Below are 16,195 nucleotides of genomic sequence, written 5' to 3'. Positions count from 1 at the left end.
ATGATAGGGATGGCGATGATGTCCGGCGCCGACCTTCCGAGTTTCACCGTCGCTTCCGCCCAGGCCGCGACGGTCGCCGAGGCAGATCGCGCCGCCATCCTCGACATCGCCCGCCAGCCCGTCGCACAGCATCTCGGCAAGCCGGTCAAGTTCAAGGTGCGCACCCTCCACCGCGATGGCGACTGGGCGTTCCTGATCGCCGAGATGCAGGATAGCGGCGGCCGGCCGATCTCCTATGCCGGCACGCCCCTCGCCTCTGCGGAAGCGGAAGGCATGGTGTCGAAGGACTATGCTGCGCTGCTCCGGCGCATCGGTGGGCATTGGCGCGTCGCCGATTACGCGATCGGCCCGACCGATGTTGCCTGGGCCGAATGGCCGGCGAAGCACAAGGCACCACGCGCGCTGTTTCCCTGAGCGGCGGCGTCAATAGCTGCCGTGCTCGTGACCGGCAGTGTAATATTGGAACGTCCGGTCGAGCGCGCGGGTGGCGAAGGTCACGTTGCCGCGGTTGAGCTCATACCCCATCGCCTCCGCGCCATCGAGCGTGCCCGCCCACCAGCCCGATTGCCGCCGGCCGATGAACACGGCCTGATGCTCGCCTTTGATAGCCTTCGCCCGCAATTCGGTGGTGCCGTCGGTGCGCACGGTGAAAGCCACGGTGCAGGATTCGGGTGGCGCGGTGTCGAACGCGCACGTCGCCTGCTCGCTCGTCTGCGCGGCGGTGAGCCAGACCAGCAGCGCCAGCACCGGATCAGTTCTGGAAGATCCGCGTGGCGAGCTGCGCGCGGTGAGCCGAGTCTCCGGCGATGTTCGCAGGCCGCTCGTAATAGCGGCACACGATCGCCCCGGCATCGGCGGCGCTCGTCGCGCCCCGCAGCCGATTGCCGGCGCCCCGCTCCGAGGTGGTGAGCTCATGCTGCACGAAGCGGAGTTGCTCCTCGAAGGTCGAGCTCTGGATGTCGTGCCCGGCCCAGGCGCGGAAGTCCGCCTGGCGCGGCCCCTCCCATTGCGCGAGACCGTAGCCCGGCCCGCCGCCGTGCTGGCGGATGTTGGCCTCCATGCCGCTCTCTGCATCGAGGTTGGCGACGATCCCCGCCGCCTGCGCGCGGGTCCAGCCCTGACCCATGAAATAGTTCATCGCCTGGTCGATGCGCCCCTGGCGGGTCGCCGCCGGCTGGCCGACATTGCCCGTGCCCTGCGTGCCGCCGGTCGCCTCCGGCTTGGGCTGCGCGCTCGCCGGCGCGCGCAGGATCTTGGCGCCATGCTGCAGTGCCCAGGACAGGTTGTTGTAGCTGACCTTCTGCGATCCGTCGGCGTTGACGTTGTTCGATCCGATCATCTTGCCGTTGCCGGCGTAGATCTCGGTGTGCGAGACGCCGCCGCCCTGGATGATGACGACGTCGCCCGGCCGTGCCTGCTGCGGGCTCACCTCGGTCCAGCCGCGCGAGCGCAGGGTCGAGTTGAGCTGCGCGACCGAATCGGTGTGGAGGTTGCCGGGAAGCTGTCCCGCCTCGGTCAGCACCGCCGACACGAAGTTCGCGCAGCACACGTTGGTCGGCACGTTGGCGTTCATCGGCAGGTTGTCGCTGCGGTCGCCGCGCAGGTCGCTCGCATTGCGGCCGAGATACTGTTTGGCGACGTCGGCGGCGTTGCGTCCATCGGCGCTGCCGCCCGGCGCATCGACCTCGCCGGTGCCGCCGGTCCCGCGCGTCGATGCGCCGTCGAGCCGGAGCGTCTGCCCGGGGAAGATCAGGTTCGGATTGGCGAGCCCGTTGTCGAGCGCGAGGCCGTGCCAGTCGAGCCCATAGCGCTGGGCGATGCCCGAGAGCGTGTCGCCCGGCTGCACCGTATAGGTTCCGCCGGAGCCGCTCCCGCCGGCCGGGATCGTCACCGCCTGGCCGGCGAAGATCAGGTTCGGGTTGCGGATCTGCGGGTTGGCCGCGATCAGCGCGTTCAGCGAGACGCCGTGCGACGCCGCGATCTGCGATAGCGTATCACCGCGCTGGACCGTGTAGCGGGAGGTATCGCCGGTGCTCAGGGCCTGCGGGCGCGTCGCCGTAACGGATTCGACCATTTCCGCCTCCATGACTTACGCTGCGAACCTGTCACGACGACGGCCAAGTGTCTCTAATCGAATCGTTTAGGGCGCGCCGCCGATGGTCGTGCGACGAGTCGAAGCAGGGAGGAACCATGAGCGGACTATCGATCATCGTCGCCTTGTCATTCGCGCAGCAGGCCGCCGCCCCCGTCCCGGTTGCCGCCGCCGGCTGCGCGGCGCAGGCGGGCGCGGTCGACGGGACCGGTGCGACGCTGCCGGAACCCGTCGACGGCAAGGCACTGAGGAAGGTCAGCGCGATCGAGCGGCTACGCAAGCGCGCCAAGGACGGCCGCGTGATCGTGATCGACGGCGGCGACTTCGCGGGCTGGGATTTCCGCAAGGCGCGACTGTCGTCGATCTGCTTCCGCGGTAGCAAGCTCGCGAACAGCGACTGGCGGGGCGTCAATGCACCCGGCATGGGCTTCATGGTCAGCGATCTTTCGGGCGCCAAGCTCGCGGGCACCGTGATGCCGGGCGTCCTGTTCCGCACGACGACGCTCGCCGGCGCCGACGCCACCCGCGCCGACTTCCGCGGGGGACGGCTCGACGGCGGCTGGAACGCGAGCCTGTCCGGCTGGAAGATCGACGGCGCCAATTTCTCGGGCTTCCGCTTCCAGTGCGGCGTGACCGAGGCGGACGGCTGCCCGTTCGACCGCCAGGGCATCAGCGCCGCCGGCGCCGACTTCTCCAATGCAGTCTTTCAGGGCTTCTCTTTCTGGGGAGCGACGCTGACCGGCGCCCGCTTCGAGGGCGCCGAGATTGCGGTCGACGATCTCGCCCAGCTCGACAGCACGACGCTGCCGACGACACTGGTGGCGCGCAGGGGCACGCGGCGGACCGAGATCACCGGCCCGATGATCCCGTTGCTGGTCCGCGCCCTGGCAAATGCACCTGCCGCAGCACCCGCCGGCGAGACGCGAACCCTGCCATCCTCCTCCGCGCGGCTGACCGGCAAGGCTTTGTTCGTCAGCGAAAGCCTGGCGATCACGCCCGCCGTCACCGCCGACCCCCGCTGGCCGCAGGCGCTCCGGGTCCTGCTCCGGCTCGCGCCCTCCTATCTGCTGGTCGACGTCGGCCGCAATCGGCGCGCCGACGTGCGGGGCGTCGCGCAGACCGACAAGGGCGGCGTGTGCACGATCGACGCCTCCTCGCTCGCGCCGGGACCGCGCGGCACTTTCCTGATCGCGCCGCCACGCGGACGAGGGGCACGCCCGGGCGTGCCGGCGATCGTGGCGACCGACGATCAGGCGACGATCGCCCCCGAGCAGGCCAACGCGGTGGATTCGGTCAGGGTCGTCAATTGCGCCGGCATCGCCCCGTTCGGCACGATGAAGCGGGTGCCGGTGGACGACCTGACCTTCGACGCGCTCTGGTCGGCCGCCGGGCAGCCGATGCGTTAGTGGCTCCCCCGCAGCTTCGCGAGCACCTCCGGCGCCACCGTCATCCCCGCGCGCGCCATCTCCGCCGTCGGCCAGGCGCCTGACGCGACCATGCGCTTGACCGTCGCGCGGTCGGGAGGCGGCCAGCCGATCGGGCTGGCCTTGGCGCGCTCCACCAGCCGCGCCCGCGCCGCCTTGAGCTCGCCGGTCCGGAACGCCACCGGCTCGGTGAGCAGCTCGTGCACCGCCATGCTGCCGTCGCCGGCGACGCTCCACAGCGTCCCGCCCTTCCCGACCAGCAGTTCGGCGATGTCGGCCTGCTCGGCGTCCATCGCCATCCGGACCCGGTCGATGCCGAACTGGTCGTGCCAGCGCGGATCGGCGCCATGGCGGAGCAGGGTCATCACCCCGCCGATGTGCGAGAAGGCGATCATCTGCCGCATCGCATCCTCGCCGTCCAGCAGCCGCTGCGGATCGGGCGAGGCGCCGGCCTGGAACAGCATCTCCGCCATCTCCGGCGTGTCGGCGAGCAGCGCCAGCGTCAGCGCATTGCCCGGCCGCACGCCGTTGGCCGGCATCCCGGCTTCGAGCAGCATCGCGATCCCATCCCTGTCGCAGCGCGACACCGCCAGCGTCAGCAGGTCGCCGAACTGGCCGTCGGGCGGCGTGGTCATGCGCGGATCGTGCGTCACCACCGTCGTCAGCAGCCGCGGGTCGCGCGCGATGATCGCGCGGGCATCCTCGATCCGCCCGTCGAGCACGGCCTCGGCCAGCGTGCGCCCTGACGCGCCGTTGCTGACGTTGGCGAGCACCCGCGTGCGATCGGGCAGCACCACCGCCCGCTTGGTGAAACAGGCGCTCTTGGCAGCCATGCTGCATCCCCCGGTGAGCGTGAACGCCAGCATCGCCGCGATGCCGGTCAGACGACGGCTGGTCATGCCCTGCTGTAGCCCGGAGGCGGGAGAACGATCAATTGGCCGGCAGGCTGCTCAGCACCCAGTCCATGCCGTGGCGCGCGACCGGATTGTCCTGATACCAATGCGTCCCCGCCGGCCGTACCGCGTCGAGCGGGTGGCGCGCGCCATAGGCCTCCGGTGCGTCGGCCAGGACGCCGCCGATCACGCCGCCGAAGATCGCCCCGACCACGCGGTCGCCGCCGTCCTGCACCGCCGAGAGCACCTCGCCCTTGACGTAGAAGGCCGCGATCTCCGCCGCGCGGCCGATGCCGGCGGCGGTACGGATCTGCTCGGCCTGCTGGATCGTCGCCGAGCTGAGGCCTGCGGCATTGAAGGTCGCGGCGTCGCGCCCGCTTCCCAGGGCGGCCGCCGAGGCAAGACCGCCGCCCAGCGAATGGCCGGTCAGCGTCACGTTCACGTCGGGATTGCGCGCCAGCGCCTTCGCGATCAGCAGCGCATGGGCATATTGATCGGACGGCAGCCCGACGCCCTGACGCAGGTTCGCCTTCCAGTCGCTCCCGTCGGTGGTGCCGCGGAAGCTGACGACATATCCGGCCGCATCCCCCTCGCCTGTCACATAGACGCGGGCACGGAACGAGCTTTGCGGCGAGGACAGATCCTGCGTCCTGAGCCCGAGCCGGGCGAGATCGGCGTCGTTCGCGACGCGATAGCCGGGCGGCGGGCTGGCGACATCGTTGTAGACGTCGGCCGCCATCAGCGCGAGCTCGCGCGGCGCCGGCGCCCCTACGCCGCCGATGCCCTGCGGCACGGGCGCGACCTGGTCGAACTGGATCGGCGGCTGCGGCTGCTGATAGACCAGCCCCTCGCGCGCCGGGACGACATGCTGCGCCTGGAACTCGCTGCTCGCCGCCTCGCGCAGCCGCGCCGCGACCGCCTGCGTCGTGGCGAGGCTGGGGGTACGCGCGATGTTGCCGGCAGGGTCGGTCATCTGGCTCCTCGGGCGCCCGCAGATCGCGCGAGCTTATGCGTCCTGATGCCATTCGCCCGGCTGTCTGTCCCTAGACGATTCGTTTAGGCGATCTAAGCGATACGTTGAGTGTCCGTCGCGACGGGCTGTGTCACTTCCTCGATCATCGGGCGGGCCGCCTTTGGCCCATGGAGATGGAGGACAGGGCATGACGACGATCAACCCGGGCCAGAGCGCCCAGCTCGCCGCCAATTTCAACACCGCGGTGAACGGCGCAGGCCTGATCCTCGCCGCCGGTGTGATGGGCAGCTATTTCCGGCCGCTGAACGCGGGCCCGCTCGCCTTCGCATCGCTGCCGTCGGCTTTCGCGATCCAGTTCGGGATGCTCGCCCAGGGTTCGACCGACCTCGGGGCGCTGCAGCCGAGCGGCGGCTTCACCGCCCAGCTCACCGGCCAGAGCACGGCCAAGGTCGACCTTGGCGATGGCTATCGCCTCGAGATCGACGAGCGCAACAGCCAGATGACGATCTTCAACGAAAAGACCGGCGAGAGCACCAAGATCTGGGGCGACCCGCACGTCGACGTGAACGGCAAGCGCCAGTTCGACTTCTACGGCACCACCACCTTCCAGCTCGACAACGGCACCAAGATCACGATCAACACCGAGCCCTATGCCAAGAACCCCAACGAATATCTCGCCAGCCAGGTGGTGGTGACCAAGGGCGACAATGCGGTGGTGATCGACGGCATCAGCCAGAACCAGCTCGGCGACCTCTCGGTCAACGTCTCGACCAACGGCTACGCGCTCGATGCGGCGACCCGCGACGGCTTCACCGTGCATGAGGCGGCGGGCGGTTGGCAGACCGAGCTCGGCACGAAAGTCACCCAGGCGGACGCCAACCTCACCAAGCCCGGCCAGATCTACGGCCCCGGCAGCCAGATGCCGAGCCTGGCCGAAGCCAGCCAGATGATCGAATCCTTCCTGCTCTTCGGCGCCTTCGCGGCCGGCTATCAGTCCGGGATGAGCGGCTCGGCCGAGGCGAGCGCGAGCGCCGCCTATCGCCCGATCCTTCTCGTCTGATCGGCACGGCTCCCGGGACACGCAAGCGAGGGTGAGACAATGGTCGGCGGAGTGAACGGCGTCACCGACGCGACGAAGGCCCTGAGCAACACCACCGGCCTCGGCGAGGCGCTGGTCGTCGCGAACAGGACGGGCAAGGGCGTCGACGTCGAGGGCCTGACCAGGGACCTGGCCGAGCTCTCGCTGCGTGATCCCAGGGGCGCCGCCGACGCGATCGAGGCGGCGCGCAAGGATCTGTCGCCGGTGCAGCAGGGCGAGCTCGACCGCTTGCTGCCCGACGCCATTTCCACGCAGCAGCGCGCCGGCGGCACCGCGCCCGCCGGCCTCACCCCAGCGCAGAAGGAGCTGGCGCTCGACCTCACCCAGATGGGGCTCGACGTCGCCGGCCTGTTCGATCCGACGCCGATCTCCGACGGCGCCAACGGCATCATCTCGCTGTTCCGCGGCGACTGGCTGGGCGCCGGCATCTCGGCGGTCAGCATGATCCCCTACCTCGGCGACGCCGCCAAGCTCGGCAAGCTCGGTCATTGGGGCAAGACGGTGGTGAACGCCGTCGAGATCGCCAGGACCGACAGCGCCTTCGCCCAGGCGATCCGGCCGGCGCTCGGCAAGATCTCCGACGCGATCGGCGCGGCGCCGAACGCGATCCTCGACCGGCTGCCGCAATCGGCGCGCGACACGCTGTCGAGCATGAAGCGCCAGATCGACGAGCTCTATTCGCCGGCGGCGAAGAAGGTCGACGATGTCGCCGCTGCCGGCGTCCACACGGCGCACGTCGGCAGGAACGAGGTCACCTGGACGATCGACGCCAACGGCCGCCCCACCTCGGCCTCCGCGACGCTGTCGGAGGTCCAGCCCACCGGCACCAAGCGCAGCAGCGACGAGCTCTCCGCGCAGGACCGCGTGCGCGAGCGCGGGCTCGACGACGACGATGCCGGCCACATCATCGGCCACCGCTTCATGCCCGACCAGGGCGAGCGGAACATGTTCCCGCAGAACTTCAACTTCAACCGCTCCGCCTATAAGACGATGGAGAACGAGTGGGCCGCCTGGATCGAGGCCGGCGCCACGGTGAAGGTCAACGTCGCGCTGAAGGGCGGCACCGCCGACCGGCCGGCGCAGGTCGGCGTGGTCTACGAGGTGTTCAACGAGGCCGGCAAACGGGTCTTCAAGAACAGCGAACTGTTCGATAATGCGGCAGGGCAGACGTTCGACCGCGTCTCGACGGCGGACATCCGCAAGATGCTCGGCAAGTGATCGGCGCCCCTCCTGCGGCGCCCGTGGAGATGGTGGCGATGAGCAGCGTGGCATTCGATCAGGCACGCGCCGATGCGCTGGTCAATGAGATCGGGCAGAAGATCGTCGCCGACCGCAATTATGCCGGCCGCGACTGGTCGGGGATCGCGCTGGTGATCGAGGTCGCCCAGCGCAAGCGGATGTACGGCTTCGTCTATCTTCCCGACAATGACTGGGAAGCGGAGACGCCCGACGATTTCGACGTGATCGATCGTGCGGTCGAGCTCGCCGATACCATGGCGGCCGGCGGTCACCGCTGGACGCGCTGCCTGGTCCAGCTCACCCGGCCCGGCCCCAAGGTCACGATCAAGTTCGATTACGACGACGCCGGCGACTGGGTGGTGACGCCGGCCAACCACGCCGAGATGGTCGAGAAGCTCAAGCCCTGAGCCGTTAGGGCGGCTAGGCCTAACCCCCTCTTTTTCAGGGGAAGGGCTTAGGCCTAGCCGTGCGACATGCTTGAATGTCGATCCGACCCTGGGGCCCCTCAAAACAGGACGTCGGCCTGGGTGATCCACGCATTCGAGTGAATAATGAAGTCGGCGACCCCGTCGCCGTCGACATCACCCGCGAGGGTAAAGGACCCTCCGTCATTATAGGCGCGCAGCTCCCCCGCGGTGCCGCTGAACGCCTGCGACGCGATCCAGTGGAAGGCGTCGTCGCCGCCGCCGGCGACGGCGTCGATCGCGATCAGGTCGATGCGGTCGCCGCGCCGGAAGTCGGTGATCGAATCGGTCCCGCCGAGATCGGCGAAGACGAAGACGTCGTTGCCGCTGCCGCCGGTCAGGATATCGTCGCCTGCACCGCCGAACAGCCGGTCGTTGTCGCTGCCGCCGTCGAGCCGGTCGTCGCCGTCGCTGCCGATCAGGATGTCGCTGCCGTTGCCGCCCGCCAGCGCGTCGTTGCCGAGGCCGCCGGTGATGGTGTCGGCGTCGCTTCCTCCGCTGAGGACGTCGTTGCCGTCGCCGCCGCTCAGCACGTCGCGGCCGTTGCCGCCGTGCAGCGTGTCATCGTCCGCGCCGCCGTCGAGCGTGTCGTCGTCGTTGCCGCCGTCGAGGACGTCGACGCCCGCGCCGCCGATCAGGACGTCACGGCCGTTCCCGCCGATCAGCACGTCGTCCCCGGTGCCGCCGTCGAGCGTGTCGTTGTCGTTGCCGCCCTCGAGCGTATCGTTGCCGTCCCAGCCGCTCAGCGTGTCGGCGCCGTTGCCGCCGCGCAGCGTGTCGTTGCCGGCACCGCCGTCGAGGGTGTCGTTGTCGTTGCCGCCGTCGAGGGTGTCGTTGCCGTCGCCGCCGAACAAAGTGTCGCGGCCGTTGCCGCCGTCGATACGGTCGTTGCCGGCCAGCCCCGACAGCCAGTCGTTCGCGGTGCCGCCGAGGAGGGTGTCGTTGAAGCCGCTCCCCTCGAAATGCTCGATCCCGACATAGCGGTCGCCGGCCGCGTCGCCCGAGAGGCCGCGCATCGCCGCCGCCGACAGCGTCACGCCGGCGGCCGCCTGATAATAGCTGACGGTGTCGATCCCGCCGTTGCCGGTCAGCACGTTGGCGACGGCATTGGCGACGATATAGTCGTCCCCGCCGCCGCCGACCGCATTCTCGATCCACGCGCCATAGGCGATCGAGATATTGTCGTGCAGCATCCCGTCGACCGCATTGTAGCGGGTGCGCAGCGCCAGATACTGTTCCTCGGTGTAGCTCGCCGGCAGCAGCCCGCGCGCCTTGAGCACCTCGAGCGGCACGACGCCGCTGCCGCCACCGCTGCTGAACTGGCCGGGATTGAGGTTGATGACCGAGTTGCTGTCCCAGCCGGAGAAGTCGAACGTGTCGTTGCCGCCGCCGTCCCAGATCGCCAGCACCGGCATGGTATTGACGGTGAAATCATAGACATCGCGGTCGGCGGTGCTGTTGAAGCCGTAGACGGTGTTGCCGGCACGCGTGGTCATGTCGGCGCCGTACATCGCCTGGATCGTGGCGATGTCATGGATCAGCGGGGTCGCCGAATAGACCCAGTTCAGCCGGTTCCAGTCGATGTGCCCGGCTCCGGTGAACTCCGAATTGAAATAGGACATGACGGTATATTGCCGCGAGTCCTGATAATATTCGGCGTTGTTCGGGTAGGTGATCGAGAGGCCCGGCGCGGCGTTATAGGCGCCCGGATGCTGCAGGCCGAGCGTGTGTCCCGTCTCGTGCACCAGCGTCTGCATGCCGTAATAGCCATAGTCGAGCTGCAGGTTGCTCGCCTGGAGGCCGTTCACCCACACATCGCCGGCCGCGAGCGTGTCGGGCGCGCTGTAGTTGTACGGCAGATAGGCATAGGCCTGGGTGCCGGGCTGGTTGGTGTAGTTGCCGTATGTGATGTCGGCCTTGTCCGCCGTCGTCTCCTCGAAGCGGACCGAGACCAGGTCGTCCCACAGCCCGATCGCCTCACGCGCCGCCTCCTTCTGCGCCTCGGAGAATTCCTGGAAGCCGAAATATTCGACGGTGCCGTAGAGCTGCCCGTTCTCCTCATAGACATAGGGCTCCGCGAACATCGTCTCCGCGGTGTGGAAGCCGAAGGTGAGCACCGTCGCGTCGCCGCTGCGCGGGCGGGCGCCGAAGCTGTCCTCGTCGGTGGTCCAGTGCGGGCTGTCGATGCCGGTGCCGGGGTAGGAGGTGCGGTTGAGGTTGGCGATGATCTGGTCGAGCGACCACACCGGCTTGCCCGAAATGCTGCCGCCCTGGCCGTCGACGTTGCCGTAGAGGGCGATCGTGTCGCCGACATCCACCACCGGCAGGTCGGTGTCGCGATATGGCTCGAGATGGTCGCTCGAACCCTGCTGCACGCTGATCGCCTTCGCGTTGACCTTGGCCATTGGACTCCCCTCTGTTGGCCGTTGGTGATCTGTCAGTCCGGACTCCGCCACGGCAGGCTTTGTCGGAGTGCGCCGTCGATGGCGGCGCGGATTTCAGGCGCGGCGGGGTCGCCGCCGGCAAACGGGATCGCCACCGGCGGCGGCCCGAACAACAGGGTCGCTTCGGTAGCGCTGCGATAGGGCTGGATGCCGAGCAGCAGCAGCGGCGCGCCGCCGACGCGCTGCACGGCGGCGTGGACCAGGATGGTGAGGGTCGAACGGTCGAGCACGGCCGGATCGCCGAACCCGACGGTCGAGACCGGAACCGGCGCCCCGCGCGCCGCGACGTCGCGGACCTGCTCGCAAAGCTTCGCACCGAGAGCGCGCGCGTTGCCGTCCTGCGGTTCGACGAGGCAGAGGATGCGGACGCTGGCGATGCCCTGCGCGGAAAGCGGCGGCGTGGTCGGCTCGCGCTGCGCCGGATGCGCCTCAGCCGGAGCCGCGCCGATCAATGCGATCGACCCGACCAGAAGGCGACCCGGGATTCCGCGCACCCCCATCGCATAACCCGCTCCATTGGCCGGCCCGAAATGGGGGCGGCTGGAAAGACAGGATCGGAAGCTAGGGCTCGCCGGCAACCGCGGTCAAGCCGGATTTGATGCCGCACTGCGGCAACAAACGTCGTTGGAACAATCGGTTATCGGTCGGCTATGCCATGTCCACCGGTGACAGGCGACGAGCAGCCCGATTCGAGCGACCAGCCGTTCGCACCCTCTGCCTTGGAACCCTTCTCGCCGGTCGCCTCGCGATGCATCGTCATGCCTGCTCGACAAGCGAGGGGCGCAATATCCTTGTCATAGACCGGACCTAGCGACGGCGGATCACCGGTACGCTCGCCGAAGGCCCGAGCGGTTCGCAGCATTCCTGAGGGGGAGGAATTTCGATGCCAGCCAACGCGTTCATCAACGAAATCCATTATGACAGCGCCGGCACCGACGCCGGGGAGTTCGTCGAGATCGCCGGCGTCGCCGGCACCGACCTGACCGGTTGGAAGCTCGTCCTCTACAACGGCAATCCCTCGCAGCGCACCGCCTACAACACGGTCACGCTGAGCGGCACCATCGCCGACCAGCAGAACGGCTTCGGCGCGATCCGCATCGCCTACCCGGCCAACGGCATCCAGAACGGCGGCAGCGGCGCCGCGGGGGAGCCCGACGGCGTCGCGCTGGTCGACGCGAGCGGCGCAGTGGTGCAGTTCCTGAGCTGGGAAGGCAGCTTCACCGCCGCAGACGGTCCCGCCGCGGGCATGACCAGCACCAACGTGGGCGTCTACGAGGACGGCGCGCAGGCCGGCACCTCGATCGGTCTCACCGGCAGCGGCACCGGGGCGAGTGATTTCGGCTGGTCGCTGATCGCCGACGACACGCCGGGCGCGGTCAACGTCGGCCAGAGCTTCGGCGGCATCGTTCCGCCGTCGGCCGGCACGCTCGGCATCGCCGACGCGACCGTGGCCGAGGGCGACAGCGGCACGCACGAGATCATCTTCACCGTCACGCGGGCGGAGGGCAGCGCGGGTGCCGTCTCGGCGACCTGGTCGCTGGCGCTCGGGAGCGGCGTCGGCGCGGCCGACGCGAGCGACTTCGCCGCCGGCATCCCGACCACCGGCACCGTCACCTTCGCCGACGGCGCCACCACCGCCGAGGTGCGCATCGCCGTCCGGGGCGATACCGGCTTCGAGGGCAACGAGACTTTCACCGTGACGCTCGGCAATCCGCAGGGCGGCGCGACGCTCGGCGACGCGAGCGCGACGGGCACGATCACCAACGACGACGCGGCGCCGCCCGCGACGCCGGCCAATGTCTTCATCAACGAGATCCACTACGACAATTCGGGCACCGACGTCGGCGAGGCGATCGAGATCGCCGGTGCCGCCGGGACCGACCTCAGCGGCTACAAGCTGGTTCTCTACAACGGCAGCAACACCCCCGACGCCGCGCCGAGCTACACCACCACCGCTCTGTCGGGGGTGATCGACGACGAGGGCAACGGCTTCGGCGCCGTCTCGTTCAGCTATCCGGTGAACGGGCTGCAGAACGGTGCTGCCGACGGCGTCGCGCTGATCGCGCCCGACGGCACCGTGATTCAGCTGCTGTCCTACGAAGGCACCTTTACCGCCGCCGCCGGCACGCCCGCCGCGGGCGTGACCAGCACCGACATCGGCGTGTCGGAGGAGCCGGCGCCGGGCGCCGGGCTGTCGCTGCAGCTCGCCGGCACCGGCTCGAGCGCCGCCGACTTCACCTGGGTCGAAGGCGCCGACGACAGCTTCGGCGGCGTCAACGCCGGCCAGACCTTCCTGCCGCCGACCGGCACCGGCCACCTGCGCATCGACGACGCGCGCACGGTCGAGGGTGACGACGGCGTCTCGAACCTGGTGTTCACCGTCCATCGCGCGGGCGGCACCGCGCTCGCGGCGAGCGTCGGCTATGCGGTCAATCTCGACGGCACCGCCACCGCCGACGACCTCGCTGCCGGCGCCGCGCTCGCCGGCACGATCAGCTTCGCGGCGGGCGAGACCTCGAAGCAGATCGTGATCCCGATCAAGGGCGACACGATCGGCGAGGCCAACGAGACGCTGTCGGTCACGCTCGGTACCACCACCGGCGACGTGGTCGTCGACGATGCCCATGCGGTCGGCATCATCACCAACGACGACCCGATCGCGCTGTCGATCGGCGCGATTCAGGGCGAGGGCCACCAGTCGGCCTATGTCGGCCAGAGCGTCACCACCACCGGCATCGTCACCGCGGTCGACAGCAACGGCTTCTATCTCCAGTCCGCCCAGGGCGACGGGAATGCCGCGACCTCGGACGCCGTCTTCGTCTTCACCGGCTCGGCGCCCACGGTCCATGTCGGCGACGGCCTGTCGGTCAGCGGCACCGTGTCCGAGTTCGCGGGCGACGCGCAGGGGCTCACCGTCACCGAGATCACCGCGCCGACGATCAATGTCGAGAGCACGGGCAACGCGCTGCCGGCTGCGGTGCTGATCGGCGCGGACGGCATCCTGCCGCCGACCGAGGTGATCGAGGATGACAATTTCGCCAGCTTCGACCCCGCGCACGACGGTCTCGACTTCTGGGAATCGCTCGAGGGGATGCGCGTCACCATCGACGTGCCGCAGGCCGTGTCGAACACCAACGCGTTCGGCGAGACCGACGTCGTCGCCTCGCACGGCGCCGGCGCCACCGGCATGAACGACCGCGGCGGCATCACCATCGCGCCGGGCGACTACAACCCCGAGAAGATCCAGATCGACGACGACAGCGCGATCTTCTCCGGCTTCGCGCCGGGCTACACGATCGGCGACCAGCTGAGCAGCGTCACCGGCGTCGTCAACTATTCCTTCGACCAATATGAGGTGATCGCGACCGAGGCGGTCACCGTCACCAAGGACGTGACGCTCGGCCGGGAAAGCTCGACGCTCGCCGGCGACGCGAACCACCTGTCGATCGCGACCTACAACCTCGAGAATCTCGATACGTCGGACAACAAGTTCGACATCCTCGCGAACGACATCGTCTACAGCCTAAAGGCGCCGGACATCGTCGCGGTCCAGGAGGTCCAGGACGCGGACGGCGCCGGCTCGGGTCCGGACCTATCGGGCACGGTCACGGCGCAGGGCCTGATCGACGCGATCTACGAGGCGTCGGGCCTGCACTATGCCTATGTCGAGGTCGCGCCGACCGTGGCCGGCTCAACCGGCGGCGAGCCGGGCGGCAACATCCGCAACGGTTATCTCTATAATCTCGACCGCGTTGACTATATCGACGGCAGCGCCGAGCTGATCACCGGCACGGCCTATGCCGGCACCCGCAGCCCGCTGGTCGCGCAGTTCGGGTTCGCCGGCCAGACGATCACCACGATCAATGTCCACCTCACTTCACGCCTCGGCAGCGATCCGCTGCTCGGCAACAATCAGCCCGCCGACAATGCCGGCGACGCCGCCCGCACCGCGCAGGCGGCGGGGGTCAAAGCCTATATCCAGGAGCATCTCGCCGACGATCCGGCGATGAACATCGCGGTGCTCGGCGACTGGAACGGCTTCTACTTCGAGGATGCCCAGACGCAGCTCACCGATTCCGCCAAGGGCGGCGTGCTGACCAACCTCAACACGCTGCTGCCCGAGGAGGAGCGCTACAGCTACCTGTTCGAGGGCAACGCCCAGCAGATCGACAACATCCTCGTCACCGGCGGTCTGCTCGGCGGCGCGCAATATGATTCGGTGCATCTCAACTCGCAGATCACCGGCAGCCGGCCGACCGACCACGACCCGCAGCTCGCGCTGCTGGCGCTCGGCGCGGCGCCGACCGACCTGGTACTCGACCACGCGAGCGTGGCGGAGAACCTGCCGGCCGGCACCGTGGTCGGTACGCTCTCGGCCACCGACACGACCAATGACACGCTGACCTATGCGCTGCTCGACAATGCCAGCGGGCTGTTCGCGGTCGATGCCGCGACGGGGGTGATCACCACCACCGCAGCGCTCGATCACGAGGCGATCGCCAGCTACGCCATTGTCGCCAAGGTGACCGACAGCGCCGGCGCCAGCATCCAGCAGAACTTCACGATCGCGGTCGGCGACGTCAACGAAGCCCCGGTCGCGGGTGCCGATACGGTCGCGGTCAACGAGGATGCGACGAGCGCCAACCTCTGGGCGACGCTGCTCGGTAACGATAGCGACGTCGACGCCGGCCAGACGCTCTCGATCAGCGCGGTCGACACCAGCGGCACGCTGGGCCACCTCATCTTCGATCCGGCGCACCAGACGCTGCAATATGTCGCCGACGCCGATGCGTTCGACGCGCTGGCGAGCGGCGCCGTCGCGGTCGATACGTTCAGCTACACCGTCACCGACGGCAACGGCCTCGCCAGCACCGCGACGGTGAGCGTCAACGTCACCGGCATCGCCGACGGCGTCACGCGCACCGGCTCGATCTTCGCCGATACGCTGAACGGCACCGCCGGCGAGGACAGGCTGTCGGGCAGCCTCGGCAACGATACGCTGAACGGGCTCGACGGCCACGATTGGCTCGACGGCGGCCTCGGCAACGACAAGCTGGGCGGCGGGACCGGCAACGACGTGCTGTTCGGCGATCTCGGCAACGACACGCTTTCGGGCGGCGACGGCCGGGACGTGCTGTTCGGCGGCCTCGGCAACGACATGTTGTGGGGCGGCGCGGGTGCCGACAGCTTCCACTTCGGCCGCATCGAAGGCAGCGACACGATCGGCGACTTCGACACCGCCGAGGACCGGATCATCCTCGACGACGGCGTCACCGTCCGCGGCACCAGTGTGAAGGACGTCGACCGCGACGGCACGAAGGACCTGGTCCTGACGCTGAGCCTCGGCACCAGCGTCACTTTGCTCGGGGTCGGCGATCCAAAGCTGGTCAAATTTGCCGGGCCTGACGAATATTCGGACCATCAGCCTGGCCTCGGCGGCGTGCTCGACGACTTCGGCGATTTCGTCGACGACCTGTTCGGTCATTGGAAGCCGATCGAGCTGAGCCACGGATTCTGATTTGATTCCAAGGCAATTCGCCCCGATACTGCTTTCGCCGCGCGGCCAG

At 68.9% G+C, this 16,195-nt stretch carries 12 protein-coding genes; 6 read left to right on the top strand and 6 right to left on the bottom strand.

The window, feature by feature from the left end:
- The first annotated feature begins 9 nt into the window (after positions 1-9).
- Complete coding sequence (locus tag LZK98_RS06020) at positions 10-414, top strand: hypothetical protein (RefSeq protein ID WP_233785498.1); 405 nt, start codon at positions 10-12, stop codon at positions 412-414.
- A gap of 9 nt (positions 415-423) precedes the next feature.
- Here the strand turns inward: LZK98_RS06020 and LZK98_RS06015 are convergent, their stop codons facing one another.
- On the bottom strand, positions 424-747 hold the full coding sequence (locus LZK98_RS06015) for a hypothetical protein (protein ID WP_233785497.1): 324 nt from the start codon (positions 745-747) through the stop codon (positions 424-426).
- Positions 748-751: 4 nt separating this feature from the next.
- Positions 752-2,074, bottom strand: coding sequence for a phage tail tip lysozyme (locus LZK98_RS06010; RefSeq protein WP_233785496.1), 1,323 nt, complete (start codon positions 2,072-2,074; stop codon positions 752-754).
- 116 nt (positions 2,075-2,190) lie between these two features.
- Here LZK98_RS06010 and LZK98_RS06005 point away from each other — a divergent pair, with 116 nt between their 5' ends.
- Complete coding sequence (locus LZK98_RS06005; protein WP_233785495.1) at positions 2,191-3,498, top strand: pentapeptide repeat-containing protein; 1,308 nt, start codon at positions 2,191-2,193, stop codon at positions 3,496-3,498.
- Here LZK98_RS06005 and LZK98_RS06000 read toward each other — a convergent pair.
- Together LZK98_RS06000 and LZK98_RS05995 are read right to left on the bottom strand one after the other, a co-directional pair.
- A complete protein-coding gene (locus LZK98_RS06000) occupies positions 3,495-4,415 on the bottom strand; it encodes an ion transporter (RefSeq protein ID WP_233785494.1) in 921 nt (306 codons plus the stop codon). The genes LZK98_RS06005 and LZK98_RS06000 overlap by 4 nt on opposite strands.
- A 31-nt stretch (positions 4,416-4,446) precedes the next feature.
- Entirely contained in the window at positions 4,447-5,382 is a 936-nt protein-coding gene (locus tag LZK98_RS05995; RefSeq protein WP_233785493.1) for a lipase family protein, read from the bottom strand.
- Positions 5,383-5,569: 187 nt separating this feature from the next.
- Here LZK98_RS05995 and LZK98_RS05990 point away from each other — a divergent pair, with 187 nt between their 5' ends.
- Genes LZK98_RS05990 through LZK98_RS05980 form a run of 3 tightly spaced genes read left to right on the top strand, consistent with a single transcriptional unit; the run spans position 5,570 to position 8,127 of the window.
- Complete coding sequence (locus tag LZK98_RS05990; protein ID WP_233785492.1) at positions 5,570-6,442, top strand: DUF1521 domain-containing protein; 873 nt, start codon at positions 5,570-5,572, stop codon at positions 6,440-6,442.
- Positions 6,443-6,481: 39 nt separating this feature from the next.
- Positions 6,482-7,699 (top strand): DNA/RNA non-specific endonuclease, encoded by a 1,218-nt coding sequence (locus tag LZK98_RS05985; RefSeq protein ID WP_233785491.1) that lies wholly within the window; start codon positions 6,482-6,484, stop codon positions 7,697-7,699.
- Between the two features lie 38 nt (positions 7,700-7,737).
- Positions 7,738-8,127, top strand: a complete 390-nt coding sequence (locus LZK98_RS05980) for a hypothetical protein (protein WP_233785490.1) — start codon at positions 7,738-7,740, stop codon at positions 8,125-8,127.
- 98 nt (positions 8,128-8,225) lie between these two features.
- Here LZK98_RS05980 and LZK98_RS05975 read toward each other — a convergent pair whose 3' ends face one another.
- Together LZK98_RS05975 and LZK98_RS05970 are read right to left on the bottom strand one after the other, a co-directional pair.
- Positions 8,226-10,589: a M10 family metallopeptidase C-terminal domain-containing protein gene (locus LZK98_RS05975; RefSeq protein WP_233785489.1), complete on the bottom strand. Its 2,364-nt coding sequence runs from the start codon at positions 10,587-10,589 to the stop codon at positions 8,226-8,228.
- 32 nt (positions 10,590-10,621) lie between these two features.
- Positions 10,622-11,128, bottom strand: coding sequence for a hypothetical protein (locus LZK98_RS05970; RefSeq protein ID WP_233785488.1), 507 nt, complete (start codon positions 11,126-11,128; stop codon positions 10,622-10,624).
- 383 nt (positions 11,129-11,511) lie between these two features.
- On the opposite strand from LZK98_RS05970, the gene LZK98_RS05965 reads away from it, so the two are divergent.
- The gene (locus LZK98_RS05965; RefSeq protein ID WP_233785487.1) at positions 11,512-16,146 is read left to right on the top strand and encodes a Calx-beta domain-containing protein; all 4,635 of its coding nucleotides are present in this window, start codon (positions 11,512-11,514) and stop codon (positions 16,144-16,146) included.
- Positions 16,147-16,195 lie beyond the last annotated feature (49 nt).

This window comes from Sphingomonas cannabina, assembly GCF_021391395.1.
Taxonomy (GTDB): domain Bacteria; phylum Pseudomonadota; class Alphaproteobacteria; order Sphingomonadales; family Sphingomonadaceae; genus Sphingomonas; species Sphingomonas cannabina.
Note: the sequence above shows the minus strand (reverse complement) of the source record. Positions and strands in the feature narration are given on the sequence as shown.

What these genes read in the sequence shown, in the direction of transcription:
- LZK98_RS06020 (WP_233785498.1), top strand. Translation starts at nt 10, where the DNA reads ATGGCGATGATGTCCGGCGCCGACCTTCCGAGTTTCACCGTCGCTTCC.
- LZK98_RS06010 (WP_233785496.1), bottom strand. Translation starts at nt 2,074, where the DNA reads ATGGTCGAATCCGTTACGGCGACGCGCCCGCAGGCCCTGAGCACCGGC.
- LZK98_RS06005 (WP_233785495.1), top strand. Translation starts at nt 2,191, where the DNA reads ATGAGCGGACTATCGATCATCGTCGCCTTGTCATTCGCGCAGCAGGCC.
- LZK98_RS06000 (WP_233785494.1), bottom strand. Translation starts at nt 4,415, where the DNA reads ATGACCAGCCGTCGTCTGACCGGCATCGCGGCGATGCTGGCGTTCACG.
- LZK98_RS05995 (WP_233785493.1), bottom strand. Translation starts at nt 5,382, where the DNA reads ATGACCGACCCTGCCGGCAACATCGCGCGTACCCCCAGCCTCGCCACG.
- LZK98_RS05990 (WP_233785492.1), top strand. Translation starts at nt 5,570, where the DNA reads ATGACGACGATCAACCCGGGCCAGAGCGCCCAGCTCGCCGCCAATTTC.
- LZK98_RS05985 (WP_233785491.1), top strand. Translation starts at nt 6,482, where the DNA reads ATGGTCGGCGGAGTGAACGGCGTCACCGACGCGACGAAGGCCCTGAGC.
- LZK98_RS05980 (WP_233785490.1), top strand. Translation starts at nt 7,738, where the DNA reads ATGAGCAGCGTGGCATTCGATCAGGCACGCGCCGATGCGCTGGTCAAT.
- LZK98_RS05975 (WP_233785489.1), bottom strand. Translation starts at nt 10,589, where the DNA reads ATGGCCAAGGTCAACGCGAAGGCGATCAGCGTGCAGCAGGGTTCGAGC.
- LZK98_RS05970 (WP_233785488.1), bottom strand. Translation starts at nt 11,128, where the DNA reads ATGGGGGTGCGCGGAATCCCGGGTCGCCTTCTGGTCGGGTCGATCGCA.
- LZK98_RS05965 (WP_233785487.1), top strand. Translation starts at nt 11,512, where the DNA reads ATGCCAGCCAACGCGTTCATCAACGAAATCCATTATGACAGCGCCGGC.